This window comes from Gardnerella sp. DNF00257 (assembly GCF_049262745.1).
GTDB lineage: Bacteria > Actinomycetota > Actinomycetes > Actinomycetales > Bifidobacteriaceae > Bifidobacterium > Bifidobacterium piotii.
In genome coordinates this window covers 194,889-211,109 of sequence record NZ_CP058403.1, presented here as the reverse complement: position 1 = coordinate 211,109, position 16,221 = coordinate 194,889, and the positions used below count along the sequence as shown (strand labels likewise).

The 16,221-nt window shown below is 40.8% G+C and carries 13 protein-coding genes; 5 read left to right on the top strand and 8 right to left on the bottom strand.

What is annotated here, in order from left to right:
* Positions 1-70: 70 nt before the first annotated feature.
* From HXT23_RS00715 to HXT23_RS00690, 6 genes are all read right to left on the bottom strand, one after another.
* A complete protein-coding gene (locus tag HXT23_RS00715) occupies positions 71-1,297 on the bottom strand; it encodes a UDP-galactopyranose/dTDP-fucopyranose mutase family protein (RefSeq protein ID WP_032839440.1) in 1,227 nt (408 codons plus the stop codon).
* A 78-nt stretch (positions 1,298-1,375) separates the two neighbouring features.
* Positions 1,376-2,548, bottom strand: a complete 1,173-nt coding sequence (locus HXT23_RS00710; RefSeq protein WP_116438747.1) for a glycosyltransferase family 2 protein — start codon at positions 2,546-2,548, stop codon at positions 1,376-1,378.
* A gap of 19 nt (positions 2,549-2,567) precedes the next feature.
* Entirely contained in the window at positions 2,568-3,464 is an 897-nt protein-coding gene (locus tag HXT23_RS00705; protein WP_020758864.1) for a glycosyltransferase, read from the bottom strand.
* A 1-nt stretch (position 3,465) separates the two neighbouring features.
* Positions 3,466-4,611, bottom strand: a complete 1,146-nt coding sequence (locus HXT23_RS00700; protein ID WP_162861533.1) for an acyltransferase family protein — start codon at positions 4,609-4,611, stop codon at positions 3,466-3,468.
* The gene (locus HXT23_RS00695) at positions 4,604-6,529 is read right to left on the bottom strand and encodes a rhamnan synthesis F family protein (protein WP_422112911.1); all 1,926 of its coding nucleotides are present in this window, start codon (positions 6,527-6,529) and stop codon (positions 4,604-4,606) included. Before HXT23_RS00695 ends, HXT23_RS00700 begins: the two co-directional genes overlap by 8 nt.
* An 88-nt stretch (positions 6,530-6,617) precedes the next feature.
* On the bottom strand, positions 6,618-7,904 hold the full coding sequence (locus HXT23_RS00690; protein WP_116286085.1) for a glycosyltransferase family 2 protein: 1,287 nt from the start codon (positions 7,902-7,904) through the stop codon (positions 6,618-6,620).
* Between the two features lie 154 nt (positions 7,905-8,058).
* Here HXT23_RS00690 and HXT23_RS00685 point away from each other — a divergent pair, with 154 nt between their 5' ends.
* A complete protein-coding gene (locus tag HXT23_RS00685; RefSeq protein WP_116438663.1) occupies positions 8,059-9,753 on the top strand; it encodes a glucosyltransferase domain-containing protein in 1,695 nt (564 codons plus the stop codon).
* A 39-nt stretch (positions 9,754-9,792) separates the two neighbouring features.
* Here HXT23_RS00685 and HXT23_RS00680 read toward each other — a convergent pair whose 3' ends face one another.
* Together HXT23_RS00680 and HXT23_RS00675 are read right to left on the bottom strand one after the other, a co-directional pair.
* Entirely contained in the window at positions 9,793-10,764 is a 972-nt protein-coding gene (locus tag HXT23_RS00680; RefSeq protein WP_116438664.1) for a glycosyltransferase family 2 protein, read from the bottom strand.
* Between the two features lie 65 nt (positions 10,765-10,829).
* Positions 10,830-11,672, bottom strand: coding sequence for an NAD-dependent epimerase/dehydratase family protein (locus HXT23_RS00675; protein WP_116438665.1), 843 nt, complete (start codon positions 11,670-11,672; stop codon positions 10,830-10,832).
* A gap of 177 nt (positions 11,673-11,849) precedes the next feature.
* Between HXT23_RS00675 and HXT23_RS00670 the strand changes: the two genes are divergently transcribed.
* The 4 genes from HXT23_RS00670 to HXT23_RS00655 all read left to right on the top strand — a co-directional run bounded on the left by HXT23_RS00670 (position 11,850) and on the right by HXT23_RS00655 (position 16,213).
* The gene (locus HXT23_RS00670; RefSeq protein WP_162862698.1) at positions 11,850-12,713 is read left to right on the top strand and encodes an ABC transporter permease; all 864 of its coding nucleotides are present in this window, start codon (positions 11,850-11,852) and stop codon (positions 12,711-12,713) included.
* Between the two features lie 152 nt (positions 12,714-12,865).
* Complete coding sequence (locus tag HXT23_RS00665) at positions 12,866-13,537, top strand: ABC transporter ATP-binding protein (RefSeq protein ID WP_373271617.1); 672 nt, start codon at positions 12,866-12,868, stop codon at positions 13,535-13,537.
* A gap of 80 nt (positions 13,538-13,617) precedes the next feature.
* Positions 13,618-14,652: a dTDP-glucose 4,6-dehydratase gene (gene rfbB, locus HXT23_RS00660; RefSeq protein WP_004129905.1), complete on the top strand. Its 1,035-nt coding sequence runs from the start codon at positions 13,618-13,620 to the stop codon at positions 14,650-14,652.
* A 118-nt stretch (positions 14,653-14,770) separates the two neighbouring features.
* Positions 14,771-16,213 carry a sugar nucleotide-binding protein gene (locus HXT23_RS00655; protein WP_116438667.1) on the top strand — a complete coding sequence of 481 codons (1,443 nt, stop codon included), beginning with the start codon at positions 14,771-14,773 and terminating at the stop codon, positions 16,211-16,213.
* Positions 16,214-16,221 lie beyond the last annotated feature (8 nt).

Below are 16,221 nucleotides of genomic sequence, written 5' to 3'. Positions count from 1 at the left end.
TGAGTGGTTGGAACCCTTTTTCGTACTATATACTTTGCGCCAGTCCTACTTGCGACAGCCTTACTTACGCTTAGCGCGCAATAAGTGGCGCTACTTGCGATTCGTAAGCGCGCAAAGCCATATCAATCACATTGTGCATATCGTAGTAACTGTACGTTCCCAATCGCCCACCAAAAACAGTGTTCGTCTCAGCTGCTGCAAGCTCCGCATAGCGCGCATACAAGGCTTTATCTTCCTCAGTATTCACAGGGTAATACGGCTCATCTTCTCGAGTTGCAGCGCGAGAATACTCATGCCAAACCACAGTCTCCCCAGCTTTCACGCTTTTACCTGGCACAAAATCAGCATCGCCGCTAGCAACGCCGCTAGCCTCCGTAGAAACCTCCTCGCGCTCTGGATTAAAGTTCTTAAACTCAATCGCGCGCGTAAACGTAACATCAGCATCCGAATAGTTCATAACTGGGCAGCCAAAATGGTCGCTCTCCTGGTAACGTACTTCCTTAAAGTCAACAGTACGCCACTTTAACTCGCCAAGCGCGTAATCAAAATACCTATCAACTGGACCCGTATAAACCACTGGCACTCCAGCTTCCGCCAGCGCGCGCTTGTTAAACGGCTGCGATTCGTCGAAAAAGTCCACGCCAAGCGAAACATGAATTAGCGGATTATCAATCATGCGCTGCATCCAAGCCGTATATCCGTCCGCTGGCAATCCTTCCCAAGTGTCTTTAAAGTAGCGATTATTGTAGTTAAATCGCACAGGCAAGCGCTTAATAATTCCAGCAGGCAGCTTAGAAGGATCCGTTTGCCACTGTTTTGCCGTGTAATTCTTAATAAACGCCTCGTAAAGCGGGCGCCCAATTAGGCTAATACCCTTATCGTTTAGGTTTTGCGGATCTTTACCAGCAAACTCCCCTGCTTGGCTTGCAATAAGCGCCTTTGCTTCTTCTGGCGTGTAGTGCGCGTGGAAGAATTGGTTAATCGTACCCAAGTTGATTGGCAACGAATACACTTCGCCATCATGCGTTGCGTAAACGCGATGCACGTAGTTAGTAAACGTTGTAAAGCGGTTCACATAATCCCACACGCGCTTATTGCTTGTATGAAAAAGATGCGCACCATACTTGTGAATTTCGATTCCCGTTCGCTCGTCAAAATACGAGTAAGCATTGCCGCCAATATGATTACGCACGTCAATAATCTCAACGCGAGCGCCAGCGCGTTCTGCAGCCTGCTGAGCTACGGTTAAGCCGAACAATCCTGCTCCAACAACTACTAAATCTGGGTATTCGCTCATTTTCCCACTCATTTCTTGCTTTCTGATTTGCACTTACTCTTCGATTTTCAATTGCATTACTTCATATTTTTAATTGCATTACTTCATATTTTTGATTTTGCAATCGTAGATTATTTTTTCAAGATTCCTAACACACGCCATCGTAAAACATTGCGCGCGCTGTAAAATCGTAAGCTTTTTAACAGCTGATTTAGCAAATTCTACGTCTTTAGCATAATTTTTTTCGTATATTTTTTGGATTTCTGCGTCGCTATTTTTTCCGCCATTAAGCGTATTTTCTCCGCTTTTCATCGCGCATCGCTCGTAACGCAAATTCCCAACCATTGTGTAGTAGCTTCTTGCTGGCAAAACGTTGTGCTCTAAGCACAAATCCCAATTTGCTCGAACTGCGTCTATATGATCGTGGTAAAAGCCCGCGTCTCGCATTTTATGCGTTACGGAATCCGTGCGTTGCAGCCAGTAATACAGCACTTCGTCCACATGTGCCACGCAATTCATGCGCGAGTACAGCACGCTTGCCATCGCCGTGTCTTGCGCAAACTTTCCTTCTGGGAATCGCACTCCCTGCCAAACCTCTCGCTTGTACAGCCTGCACCAATTCGCTTCGTTAAAGTAGAGCGCTTCGCTGTTTTTGCCCAGCTTGTTTCCGATTATTCTAAATATTTTGCAAAATACAGTTTGATACGCTTTTAGCGGATTTTCTACGATTTTTATTTGAGTCGCGCTCTCTAAACGCGCGGTTGCTTGCGATTTTTCCGTACCTAATCCGCTCGCGCTCAAACCGCGCGCACCCAATCCACGCGCACCCAAGCCACGCGCACCCAAGCCAGCTTCTCTTTTAATCTGCTCTAAGCTACTTATCCCAAATTGCTGCCATTTTGCTTTGCTCATGCTAGCTCCGCTTTGCAAAAGCGCGTTTAACAAAATCTCAATATTTTTGCAATCTAGAATATCGTCATTGTCTGCAAACGCTATAAATTCCCCACTTGCTGCATCAAGCCCTGCGTTTTGCGCGCGCGATATTCCGCCATTTTGTTGGTGTATTACTTTAACTCGCGAATCTTTTGATGCGTATGAATCGCAAATTTTACCCGAGTCGTCTTTGGATCCGTCGTCTACTAAAATCAGCTCTATGTTTTTGTAAGTTTGCGCAAGAATCGAGTCCACGCATCCGCTCAAATATTTTGCAGAATTGTAGACTGGCACGATTATAGAAACTAGCGGATTTTCGTTTTTAGCATAATTTTCCATTGCTATCATTGCTATCCTTTCAAACCGCGTTCTGCTCTGCTTTACAAGATGAGATTTTGCGCATTTGACGAATCTTTTGCTGCCCATCCTTAAATCCGCGTATCATCGCGTGAATCTTAGCAAATTTATTCTTTTCCCACAGCGCAACAAAAATCATATCTCGCACAACTGCACGCAACGACTTAGCGTACGAGTATGTTCCCATTTTGTAGTCCACTACTTGCATATTTCGCGCTATGTAGTACTTGCGATTTGCGTTGTGATTCCACACGATTGGGTGTTTTATAATCAAGTTTATTGAGCGCGCTTTGCCGATTTGGTGTTCCATTATAACGTTTTGGCACTCTACGATTTTCCACCCAGCGCGCACTAGTCGCCTTGAAAAGTCGAAGTCTACTCCGTCAATTTCCAACCATTCGTCAAATCCGCCGATCTTAGCCCACGCTTCTACGCTTGTTAAGCTTCCAGACGTTATGCATTCGTCTTCGTGACACTTGCTGTGTAAAATCGTGCCGTCTAAACGGTTTTTTAGCAAAGAGCATACAATTGCGATTTTTGCATTTTTTGCATTTTTTTGATTTACAAGACTTCCCTGATTTTCCAGGATTTTCTTGTATTCGCTAATCATGTTGCTTGGCACAACAGAATCGTCGTTAAGCGTTAGAACCCAGTTGAAACCTTGCGATTTTGCCCATTCAAACACTTGCGTCAATGCTTTTGCAAAACCAATATTTTGACTGTTTTTAACTAAAGTCACGTTTGCGTATTTGCTTACAACTTCTTGCAAGCTTTTAACATTTTTAGACGCATTGTCTACGATTATTACGCGCTCTACTTGATTGCATAGCGCTTCTAAACACGTGCTTACGTCTGTTAAAGTTGGATTATAGGTGATTATTCCTGCACAAATATGCATGTTAATCCAAACTGCGATTCGTGCTGCTATTATCACTGCGATTTCTCACAGCACTTTCAACACTATTTTTGCTACTACTTTTCACTAAATATTTGCTCACAAAACCCACAATCAAGTTTGTAAAACGCTTGAGTATTACAGAAAGCACAAGAATCACCACAAACTCTGCGATTAGCAATCCGTACGCTTGCCAGCGATTAAGCCACACTGGATATATTACTGTAAACACTTGCATTATTAACACGTGGTGAACCAAAAAAATCGGGTACGAATATGCGGATATAAACTTTGTGCACGCGCTTAGTGGCTTAAAACTTTTAACAAGTTCGCCAATATAAGATAGCAATAGGAATGCAAATATTCCTACAATCGTAACGGCAATATTGCCTTGCAAAACATGCGTTAATTGTTGTGCTGCAAGAATCACAAAAGATATTGCAGCAAGCCAATGCGGAACTTTTTTAATGAACTTTACAAAAATCATGCCAAATACTAATTCTGGCAATCTTGTTGTTAAAAGAATATCAGACGGCACTCGTGGAATCTGGTAAAAAGTAAAGAACGCAACTGTTGCAGCGTATAAAGCCAACACAATGCAAACAGTTGCTATTGGCATTTTATTTACGCCAACTCTTAAAAGTGGAAACACTATGTAAAACAGTATTATGAACCCTAAGAACCACTCTCCTAGAACATAAAAAGTTCCTACGCCGAATGCAGAAGCGTAGCCATCCATTCCAAAAAGCGAAAAAATTGCTGTTATTTTATGCCTTGGTACAAAAATATAGCCATTATTGCGAATAAACAGTAAAATATTCGCCACTACAAATGCCACCCAAAACATTGGATACAACGTTTTTGCGCGCTTTGTGTAGAATGTGCGCAAATCCAGGCTTTCTCTATCCCCGTAGTTGTACATAAGAGCGGCGCCAGAAATAATCAAAAATAGCGATACTCCTAATCCACCAATGTAAATTCCAAACGGCCTATTTACAAAGAATCGCGTAGGCTCCAAATACGGATTGTTAAAATGCGTTACAACAATCAAAATCGCAGCTATTGCGCGAATCCAATCCAAGTAGAAAAGTCGCGGTTTTTTTGCACGCGCGAGTTTTGGCAACGATGTATCTGCGCTTATATCACTCATCTTCTTTACCTTTACGACCAATGTGTACAATTCTTTGAGCTATGTACAAAGCCTTATAAAATACGCGTTTTGCAATACTTTTTAGCACTCTTAAAACAGTGTAGCGGAAGCGCTTTCCGCGCATTACTTCTCTACAAGTTTCTTCCAAATTGTGCTTAATCCACGGCGTGCTAACAGATTTTGATAGTTCTCGAACATCGAATTCTAGATTCGTCATTTCTATTCGCGCAAAGTGGTCGGAGAATATGTATGCGTCGTAGTAGCCGTTTGATTGCGGCACATACCCATATGCTCGCTCTATAAAGTGCAACAACGTTCCGTCTATTTTTAGCGGTTCTGCTGGAAAATCTTCGTAAGTCCACTTTCTATCCAATAGCCCGTGCAGTGCTTTCGTGCGGAACCAGAACATTGTGCCAAGCGGAGCTATAGCGTCTTTATTTTCGTCTAACGGAACGCTAATTCCTAACGTTTTTTCTAGGAATTTCTTTGTGCCTTCAAAGTTTGGACCCCAAGTGTATGTAAATCCTGGGAAGTAGTCTGCGTGATTTGGCGGCGTTGGCATTGCCATTCCAAGTCGCGGATGCGTTTCAAATAGATTTATAACGTTTTGCACATACTCTTTACTTGCAAGAATATTTTCAAAGCACTTGTATGCGAATCCGTCGCCTATGCTTCGAGGCGATAATTGCGTGACTTTTTTATCGTGAGCAAAGCATACGTAATCGTACTTCATAAGATCTGCGCCGCCACCCACTAAGAATGCGCTCACATCTCTACCGCGATTTTCAATCAACCGTACGTCTACGTTATACGGAAGTTGTTTCACGCGCTGTTTCACGATTTGCTGGTTTTCTTTTGAACCTACAGTTAAAATAACGTCACACCACTGCGGCATGGATTGAATATAGTGCAAACTTTTATCTAGCAAATCCATGTAATACAAGTGCATGCACAACGCAACTTTTGGCTTAGATGCAGACTTAGCAGTTGCAGTTGATGTAGCTGTTGATGAGTTTTCCACAATCTGATTTTGCGGCAAAATGTATCGCAAATGAAGATTCTTCATCAAATCTGCCATATTCATGCTTCGCAAAGCATTTTCCCAAATCAAATCCGTGTTGTAATCGGTGTGATCCCGCAAATACTCGTATAAGTCTAATGCTTGGTTTCCAACGGATTGCGTAGAAACGTCGGAGTAATCATGGAAGAAAGACCTGCGCTTAAAAATCGGGCAACGCTTATATTCCACAATCTGCCTTGCAGCATACGTTATTGGACCGTAAGAGTAGCCTTCTAAATCACTCGTATCAACGTATACAGACCACTTGTAACCCTTATCTGCAAATCGCTTTGTAAACACAGATTCATGCAATCCAACCGACTCAAAGTAGCTGTTGATTGGTGGAAGATTATTCCAATAATCCTGAAAATCCTTAGATTGAATAAAGCTTTTTCTGTATGCGTGGAAATGCGATTGAATATGCTCTGGCAAGTATCCGTACGGGCTGTAGCCAAACGGATCTCCATTAACCTTATGGAACTTTGTTATGCCCCAAAAATCAAGGTCTTTTGCGTTCATAGCGTTAAACATTTCGCTAAACGGATAAACTGGCCCCATAATCGTAGCGTTAAATAACACTACTTCGTCAAACTTTTCCAGATTCTCCCAACCGTAAGAATCCATTGCTGTCTTGTACGCCCACACGTCAAAACCTTTGTTTTCGCGCAAAATAAACTTATTCGCATAGCTTTTAAGCATCGACTCACTTTGCTCGTCGATTTTGCCATTAACTACAATCGCAAGCTCGTTAAAGAATGGTTTGAATCCATCAAGCAACGTAGACACATAACGGTCTGCGTGACCTTGCGCATCGTAGAAGAAGAAAATGCCCAAGCGCTTTGGATTTTCCAAAATCATGTTATCTCCCGATTTACCTTTAATTATCTTTGATTATTCTATTGTGTAATTTTGTAATTTGTTTAATCGCAAATTTATTTTTTAGACTTTATTTATCATTCTTTGGTTTAGTTAAGTTTTTAACCATATTTTTTATCTTTTTTGCAAAACGCTTATACGCTGGCATTGCATCGTAACGTTTTTGCGCTTCAATTTGCAAACGCTTTTGTTCTTCTTCATATCTTTGCTTATGAACCTGCATAATATGCAAAGACATTAAGTCTACTTGCTCAGCATAAGTTGCGTTCTGTGAACCATTAAAACTATCTGGTTTAATGTTTCGGTAAACGTTAAGAAGAGCATCACAAACGGAGCCGTGTTTTATTACGCAATCATCTTCTACAACTTGATTCATAAGGTGCACAAGCTCTTCGAGCACAATCAAGCACGCACGCTCTAATCCCCATGTTTCAATAACAGCGTTTATGGCTTCTTGAAAATCCTCGACTTTTAGACGTGTAAAGAACTCATCTTTTACTATTTTCAAAGCGCGATTATTAAACCATTTTGCAGCTTCTTCAACGGTTTGCTTGTGACTTTTCATCGAAGACTCTTTAGCAAAATCGCCAGCAAAATCGTAAACAGCGCTTACAACATCTTTAATGTATTGCTGTTCCGTGCTAAATCTTTCAACGCTTATTTTAGATCTTCCAGAAATTCCTCTGCCAATATGGTATTTAAGCGCGCGGAACGCCGTTAAGTCCTTCAAAGTATTAGCAGAAGATGCCGTTACAAAGTATTCGTATGCGTCTTCGACTTTAGTGAGTCTAGTAGAAACTGTTTTTTCAAAAGAAGCGCGTATTAAATCGCCATTAAAAAGTGCTGTTATTACATTCCAAGGCATCCAATGCGGAAAATCGCTAGAGAACGACGATTTTATAATATTGTCTCCCGATTGATCCCCATTGGTTTGCGCATACATTTGATCGTAACTGTATGCAAAATCTTCGTCCGATTTGCCTTCTGGATGAATAGAAACACCAAAATGCAATATATCTGCGGGATGACTACTAACGTACGAGTAAAGAACTTCGCAAGTTTTAAGCTCAATCTCATCGTCTGCGTCAACAAAAAGAACGTAATCTCCGCTAGTTGCCTTAACAGCGGTTTTACGAGCCATGTGCAATCCGCCATTCAAAGCCTTAGCAATAATTTTTACTCTAGAATCTTTTTTCTCGTAATCGCGAAGAATTTGCAAAGTATTATCTGTACTAGCGTCGTCAACAACAATAATCTCAATGTCTTTAAGAGTTTGATTAATAAGTGAATCCATACATTGCTTAATATACGGCTCCTTGTTATACGCAGGAACAACTATGGAAATTGCAGGATTCATAAATCGTCTCCATTGCACACTAATCAGTAAAACAGCACAAACCATGTCTATTGTACTACTAAACGTAATCCTTATAGCTTGTTGAGCATGTATAGAATCTTATAATACAATTGTAAGTAGCGCATGTAGATTAAACGCATAGAAGGGTTGTAGTATGAATCAAGCAGACTCTAGTTGTATTAAAGAATTAAACACTAATCAACTACAAGATTCAGCTACACTTGCAAAATGCGGCAAAAAAAGCAACTCAACTAGCACAACTAGAGCAATTATAGAAAAAACATATTCTTTTAAAGACTTCATTTATTTTTGTAAATCTAATGTTGTTGAACTTGCAATAAGCGCAATTTTTTTGATTATTGCATACGGTCAAAAAGCTTTTTCTAATACTTTTTCTATAGACACAGAAGAGATGATCTCTAGATCTAAGGCTCTTTACAATTCTTGGATACGCCTAGAACGCTTTGGATTGCTAGCTTTTAAGTACGTTACAGGAAGATACTGGTATAACAATTCATTAGCTGGAATCTTAATGATTCTTGCGCTTTTTGCCTCCGCAACAACATGGGCATATTTGTTTAGCAAAGCGCACAATTTAGGAACAAAATTCCACCCAGCTTTATTTATGATTCCGTTTATAAGCGCTCCTATTCTTGCAGAAATGCTTGGATTCTTGCTTATGGGAGATGACGTAGCTTGTGCGCTAATGTTTGTTAGCATATCGCTTATGTGTGCGCATAACGCGTACCAAAATCGCAAGCAACTTAAGACTCTTTTAACGTACACATTAATGGCACTTATTTTTGCAATTTTTGGTTTTACTCTCTACTTAGCAATGACTACTGTTTTTGTTGCTGGAACAGCAATGATTGCATTAATGGTTAAAGGAAGCTATGCATGCAAATTCAAGAACATAGTAGCCTACGTTTTTACATATATTTGCGTGTTTATAGCAAGCTATGCATGCTATGCGATTTTGAACAAAATTGTTATCGCCACTAACCACACCTTCGTTGATCCGTACATTAAAGAACAAATGCGTTGGGGTAAAGACCCTATATCAACAATCATTCATGCTATACTTTCGCATGCAAAAAGCATGTATCTAGGAAGAACAATATTCCATAGCGTATTTATAACAATCGCATTAATCGCTTTAGTGTTATTAACTATTGTTCAAGTGATTCGTAAAGAGCTTAACGCTTTTACTATTATTTTTGCTATTGCTATAGTTGCAAGCCCTATGATGATGAGCGTAATACTTGGCACATCTGGAATAGCACGAACGGAACTAACCTACCCTCTTGCTGGCGCTTTTGCATGCATGTATTTGTTGCATTACATTATGCAATTTAGCAAAAAGACTTTAACAACGATTATTGCGTGCGTTCTTCTTGCAATTATTGGATTAAGTCAGTCGTTTACAGTAAATCGCTTGTATTACACGGAATACATGACTTACAACCAAGACTATTACATTGCTCAAGATGTTGCTAGAAGAATAGAAGCAATACAAGCAAATCATAAAAATCCGCTTAAAGTAGTATTCGTTGGCAATCACATAGCAGACTACAATCCTAGTGAATTTAAGTCAGATCAGCTTGAACTTATTGGGCGATCAATGTTTGAGATTGGATTCTCAACTCTTCACGGCACATGGGTAAAAGCTGGTTTTATACGCTCAGCTACTGGATTTAAGATGGAAACTCCTGTATTAGAATCCGCTTATATAAACGCAGAAAAGGCCGTACAAAATCTGCCTTCTTGGCCTTCAAATAAATGCACTACTGTTTTAGATAACAAGTATATAGTCGTAAAATTCTCTGAACCAGTGCAAAATAAGCACTAAGTAGAAGTTAAGAATTTAGATACCTAGATACCTAAATACCTAAATAGTAGTTTCAATCTCGTAACGTGGGCGATGCTTAGATTCCATATAAATCTTTCCAATATATTCGCCCACAATGCCGATTGAAAGCATAATCAATCCGCCAATAAACCACATTGAGAACATAACAGAGCCCCAACCAGCAACTGCTTTCCCTTGCAAAACGGAAACTATTACGTAAACAAATACGCATAGCGAAACTAAAATAGACGCGAATCCTGCAAATGTTACAAAACTCAAAGGCTTAGTAGAAAAAGACGTAATGCCGTCTACAGCAAACGAAATCATCTTTTTAAGCGGATACTTAGACACACCAGCTTTGCGCTTACCGCGTACATACTCAACTTTTGTTGACTTAAAGCCGATCGACGGCACTATGCCACGCAAGAAAAGATTAACTTCTTTGTATTCCAAAAGAGCTTTCAACGCATTCTTGCCCATAAGTCTATAATCGGCATGATTTGGAACGGTTTCTGCGCCCATCCACTTAAAAACACTGTAAAAAGCTAATGCAGTATTGCGCTTAAACCACGTGTCTGTTTCTCTAGACGAGCGAACGCCATACACAACCTCGTAGCCTTCCACATATTTTGCAATAAATTGATCAACAACATCAACATCGTCTTGCAAATCAGCGTCCATGGAAATTGCAGCATCGCAACCCGATTTATATGCTGTAGTTAAGCCAGCAAGCAAAGCATTTTGATGACCGCGATTATGCGCAAGCTTTACACCGCCAAAAAGCGAAGGATTCGACTGGTGTAAATCGCAAATAATATTCCAAGTTGAATCTCTAGAACCATCATCCACAAAAAGAATACGGCTAGAATCCGAAATAATCTTATTTTCAATAAGAAAAGTAACTTTGCTTAAAAGAATACTAGAAGTCTGCGGAAGAACAGGCTCCTCGTTGTAGCAAGGAAGAACAAAATATATGCATGGGCGCTTAACGTTTTGCAATGTTTCACGCAATGTTAATCCTTTCTAAAAACCATAATTTAGCATTAAAAATCCAGAAAAGTTACGATTTGCAATAACTATTTTAGAAAATCACTCATAATATTTTGGATTTTGCTATTATCTCCCCAAACTGCTGGAGAATCGTATGGTCTATCTGGGAATGCGCCATACTCAAGCGAAATATCAAGATTATTCTCGCGAATGTAGCGCTCAACGCGATCCGCAAGCGAAACAGGCTCACCCGTGCAGCAATTAATTACGCCATTTACTTTATCTTGCAAAACGGTTGCAGCAATTTGCTTAGCCAACACGTCTACATTAATAAAATCGTACTTGTTTTTTCCAGTAGTAAACGGAAAAGTCTTCTTTCCTTCAAGAGACGCTTGAAGGAGCTTAGAGAAAATAGAGTTTCCACGAGCGTCGTCGCCAACAATGTAGTACGCACGAATCCATTGAACAGTGGCATCATACTCTTTGCCCAAAAGCAAAGTAGCTTCACGCAAAGCATTCTTAGAAATGCCATACATAGAAGCTGGCTTGCAAGGCGTGCTCTCGTCAATAGCGCCCTCCCAGTAGCCAACTTCGTGCATAGAACCCATAACAGCAATCTGCTTTAAGCCACCCGAAAGCATAAGACGAATAAATCGATAATGATTCGATAAATCTTCCATGTGAGTGTCTGCAGCATGCTTAAAACCGTTGCGCCAAGCCATGTGCAAGCAAACGTCTGGAGACCCAAGCTTTGCAAACAAATCAGCATCATCGCTAAAAATATTCGCTTCAATACGCGTTGCGCGCTCATCAACACCATCTAAACGCAAGTCGGAAGCAATTACGCTAGCGCCTGCATCTAAAAGAGCTTTAACAACGTGACGACCAATATATCCACCAGCACCAGTAACAAGAATTCGCTTACTCATAATTTTTCAGTTTAGCAGCGTATAAAAACTTTCAAACATGCCAAGCACAGTAAAGCTATAAACAAAAGCAAACTAACACAAAACACGTGATAGTTATTAGCACAAATCAATCCCCAAATGTAAACTTAACAAAGTTATACGTGCATGCACACTGCAAATTTTGTAAGAAAGGCAGCGATGACAACAAAGTCTGACGCCATCTATCACCCTGGTAGAAGCAAAGGTCTGATTGACATTCCAAGATACCTTTATTTGCTTGGCTTACTTGTAAAAAAAGAAGTACGCATAAGATATCGCGGTTCTTGGCTCGGTATGGCTTGGACGTACGTAAAGCCAATAACACAATTTGTAGTGTTCTACGTTGCAATGGGAATTTTCTTAGGACTTGGCCGCGGAGGTGGCATTCAAGCCTACCCACTGTACCTTTTTAGCGGAATCATAGTAACAAACTTTTTTGTAGAAGCATTCTCTAATTGCACAAGATCAATACTTTCTAATGCTGGCTTAATACAAAAAATCTATCTTCCTAGAGAACTATTCCCACTTGCATCGCTACGAGTTGCTTTTGTACACTTTTTCCCACAAGTAATCGTGCTTATAATCGGAGCATTATGCATGGGGTGGATTCCAGATTTTGCAGGCGTAATAGTGGCAATAATCGGATTTATTAGCGTGTGTACGTTTGCGTTTGGTCTTGGATTATTCTTTGGAGCAATAAACGTTTTTTATAGAGATGCAGAAAACATTACAGACTTGGTAGCAATGGTTGCTGTATGGCTTGCGCCGTGCTTCTACACGTGGCAGATGGTTGCAGCTCACGCACCACGATGGGTTTTAGAGATGTATTATGCAAATCCTATTGCAATAAGCGTTGAAGCATTCCACCGCGGATTCTGGCTAAATGCCACAGATCGCACTTTCCAATTTGCAGGAGCTTGGTCTTTAAGACTTTGCGAAAGCCTTGTAGTTGCATTTGCTGTACTACTTATTGGCGAAGTTACATTTAGACATCTTGAAGGCAAGTTTGCTCAAGAAATTTAAGCTTACTAAGATTTTGTGGATTTTACTTTTAAGAGCAGCAGGAGTTATATATGAATAAGCCTTATAACACACTTCCAGAAGACGTTGTGTTAAGCGTTTCTAACGTTACTAAACGATTCTCGCTGCGAGCAAATCATTCGATTAAAGAGTCGATTGTAAACTTGCTAACACCGCCGTCTAAAAAGCACGAGACACAAAACTTTACAGCTTTAAGCAATGTTAGTTTTACTATTAAACGCGGCGAAACTGTTGGACTAATAGGCATGAATGGCTCTGGAAAGTCCACTATGCTTAAAATGCTTTCTGGAGTTATGCAACCAGACGAAGGCGAAGTTTGCGCGCGCGGAAGAATCGCAGGACTAATCGAAGTTGGAGCAGGATTTGCTGCCGACTTAACTGGTCGCGAAAACGTGTATCTTAACGGCGCAATTCTTGGAATGACAAAAGAAGAAATAGACGATAAATACCAATCAATAGTAGACTTTAGCGAAATAGAGCCTTTTATGGACACAGAAGTTAAGTTCTACTCTTCTGGAATGTTCTTACGATTGGCGTTTTCTGTAGCAGCGCACAGCGATCCAGACATATTCTTAATCGACGAAATTCTTGCAGTTGGAGACGAAGCTTTCCAACACAAGTGCATTACTAGGCTTAAAGAGCAGCAAAAACGAGGGCAAACAATGGTAATTGTTTCGCACAGCGAAGATCAGATTAAGCAACTTTGCTCTCGCTGCATAGTGCTGTCTCATTCACACATGATTTACGACGGTGAAGCCGAGCCAGCATTTAACGCAATGCGAGAAAGCTTAAACAATAAAGCATAAACGAAAATCTTAAGCAATAAAACTTAAAAAACATAAACAATAATCAAAACTAAAAAGCAAAAGGCATATAAGAGGATATTATGGAAAACATGAGTAACACAACAAACTTTGAGCCAAAAAACATAATTGTAACTGGCGGATGTGGCTTTATTGGGTCTAATTTTGTGCACTACGTAGTGAACAATCACCCAGAAACGCACGTAACAGTATTAGACGCGTTAACGTACGCTGGAAATATTGAAAATATTGCAGGATTGCCAGAAGACAGAGTTGATTTTGTGCACGGCAATATTTGCGATGCTGAGCTTTTAGATAAGCTTGTTCCAGGGCACGACGCGATTGTGCACTACGCTGCAGAATCGCATAATGACAACAGCATTGCAGACCCTGAACCATTCCTTAAAACCAACGTTGAAGGCACTTTTAGACTTCTAGAAGCAGTTAGAAAGTACGGCATTCGATACCATCACATTTCCACAGATGAAGTGTACGGAGATTTGGCATTAGATGACCCAGCCAAATTCACAGAGGAAACGCCATACCACCCATCCAGCCCATACAGCTCCACAAAAGCTGCAAGCGATATGCTGGTACGCGCATGGACCCGCACATACGGTTTGCACACAACAATCAGCAACTGCTCAAACAACTACGGACCATACCAGCATGTTGAAAAGTTTATTCCTCGACAAATCACAAATATTTTAGAGGGTATTCGACCAAAGCTATACGGCCAAGGATTAAACGTGCGAGATTGGATTCACACTGAAGACCACAGCAGCGCTGTTTGGACAATCCTAACAAAGGGAGAACTTGGAAACACATACCTGATTGGCGCGAACGGTGAGAAAAACAATATAACAGTTTTGCGCATGATTCTAGAAATGATGGGCAAAGATGCAGACGACTTTGACCTTGTAAAAGATCGCCCAGGCCACGATCGCCGTTATGCAATCGACAGCACAAAATTGCAAACGCAGCTTGGATGGAAGCCAAAGCACACAGACTTTACAACAGGCTTAGAGCAAACAATCAAATGGTACACAGAAAATCGAGCATGGTGGGAAGGCGCTAAAAGCGCAACCGAAGCGAAATATAAAGCACAAGGACAGTGAATCGCATAAAAGTCAAGCTTGCTTGTACGAAGATTGCATGCAACTTGTATGTAATAGTTTGCAAATCTAGCCAAAAATAGTCATAAATCTAATAAAAATAAAGAATTTGCAGGATGCTATGGAATTTGAAAAAGAACTAAGCGTTACAAAAACCAATATTCCAGGTTTAATCGTGTTCGATCTTCCAGTGCACGGAGACAACCGCGGATGGTTCAAAGAAAACTGGCAGCGCGCCAAAATGACGGCTCTAGGTCTCCCCGACTTTGGACCTGTGCAAAACAACATTTCGTTCAACGAAAAACGCGGAGTAACCAGAGGCATCCACGCAGAACCATGGGATAAATACATAAGCATTGCTACTGGCGAAGTATTTGGCGCATGGGTAGATTTAAGACCAGGGCAAAGCTTCGGTCAAGTGTACACAACCACACTAAACCCAAGCAAAGCAATCTACGTGCCTAGAGGCGTAGGAAACAGCTTCCAAGCTTTGAAAGACGGCACAGCATACACTTATTTAGTAAATGCACATTGGTCGCTAGAGCAAAAGAAAACATACACTTTTGTAAACCTTGCAGACCCAGATTTACACATTAACTGGCCAATACCGCTCGAAGAATCCGAGCGCAGCGAAGCAGACTTACACCATCCAATGCTAAAAGACGCAAAGCCAATGGCGCCAAAGCGCACTCTTGTAACTGGATGCAATGGTCAACTTGGTCGCGCAATACAAAACTATGCTAAAGAGCATGATTTAGAAGGATTTGAGTACGTAGACTTAGATAGCTTCGATATAGCAAATAAAGACGATTACAACAGCTACGACTGGGATTTGTACGGAACGATTATTAACACTGCAGCATACACGTCTGTAGATGGCGCGCAAACGCCACAAGGGCGAAGAGCCGCGTGGAATAGCAACGTTAAAGGAGTGGCAAATCTTGCAAAAATTGCGCAAGAACACCACATTACTCTTGTGCATATTTCAAGCGACTATGTTTTTGACGGCACTCAAGAAAATCACAAAGAAAACGAAGACTTTGCGCCACTAGGCGTGTACGGCGAAACAAAAGCTGCAGCAGATTCTCTAGTAGCAAATGTTCCACAGCATTATATTATTCGCTCAAGCTGGATTGTTGGGCAAGGACGAAACTTTGTAACGCGAATGATTGACTTTGCAAACCGTTGCAAAAATGGCGAATCTGTTAGTGTTCAAGCACCAATAGATCAAACTGGCAGACTCACTTTTGCAAGCGACTTAGTAAAAGGCATGTTCCATCTTCTAAACACTCAGGCACAATACGGAACATACAATCTTACAGGATCTGGCAAAATCGCGTCTTGGCACGATATTGCTAAAAAAGTGTTTACACAACTTAATGTAGACACAAGCAAAATCGAAGCAAATCGCGTAGACGATTACACGCGCATATCTAATGGCTCTCCTAGACCACACAAGTGCGCACTTGACTTGCAAAAAATCGAGTCCACTGGATTTACGCCAGGCGATTGGGAAGATTTGCTTGAATCTTACGTAAATAGAATTGAACAAAACAACAAGTAAAGGATGTT

Bases quoted from the DNA above. Each gene is read 5' to 3' on its own strand.
- HXT23_RS00715 (WP_032839440.1), bottom strand. From the start codon at position 1,297: ATGAGCGAATACCCAGATTTAGTAGTTGTTGGAGCAGGATTGTTCGGC.
- HXT23_RS00710 (WP_116438747.1), bottom strand. From the start codon at position 2,548: ATGGAAAATTATGCTAAAAACGAAAATCCGCTAGTTTCTATAATCGTG.
- HXT23_RS00705 (WP_020758864.1), bottom strand. From the start codon at position 3,464: ATGCATATTTGTGCAGGAATAATCACCTATAATCCAACTTTAACAGAC.
- HXT23_RS00700 (WP_162861533.1), bottom strand. From the start codon at position 4,611: ATGAGTGATATAAGCGCAGATACATCGTTGCCAAAACTCGCGCGTGCA.
- HXT23_RS00695 (WP_422112911.1), bottom strand. From the start codon at position 6,529: ATGATTTTGGAAAATCCAAAGCGCTTGGGCATTTTCTTCTTCTACGAT.
- HXT23_RS00690 (WP_116286085.1), bottom strand. From the start codon at position 7,904: ATGAATCCTGCAATTTCCATAGTTGTTCCTGCGTATAACAAGGAGCCG.
- HXT23_RS00685 (WP_116438663.1), top strand. From the start codon at position 8,059: ATGAATCAAGCAGACTCTAGTTGTATTAAAGAATTAAACACTAATCAA.
- HXT23_RS00675 (WP_116438665.1), bottom strand. From the start codon at position 11,672: ATGAGTAAGCGAATTCTTGTTACTGGTGCTGGTGGATATATTGGTCGT.
- HXT23_RS00670 (WP_162862698.1), top strand. From the start codon at position 11,850: ATGACAACAAAGTCTGACGCCATCTATCACCCTGGTAGAAGCAAAGGT.
- rfbB (WP_004129905.1), top strand. From the start codon at position 13,618: ATGGAAAACATGAGTAACACAACAAACTTTGAGCCAAAAAACATAATT.
- HXT23_RS00655 (WP_116438667.1), top strand. From the start codon at position 14,771: ATGGAATTTGAAAAAGAACTAAGCGTTACAAAAACCAATATTCCAGGT.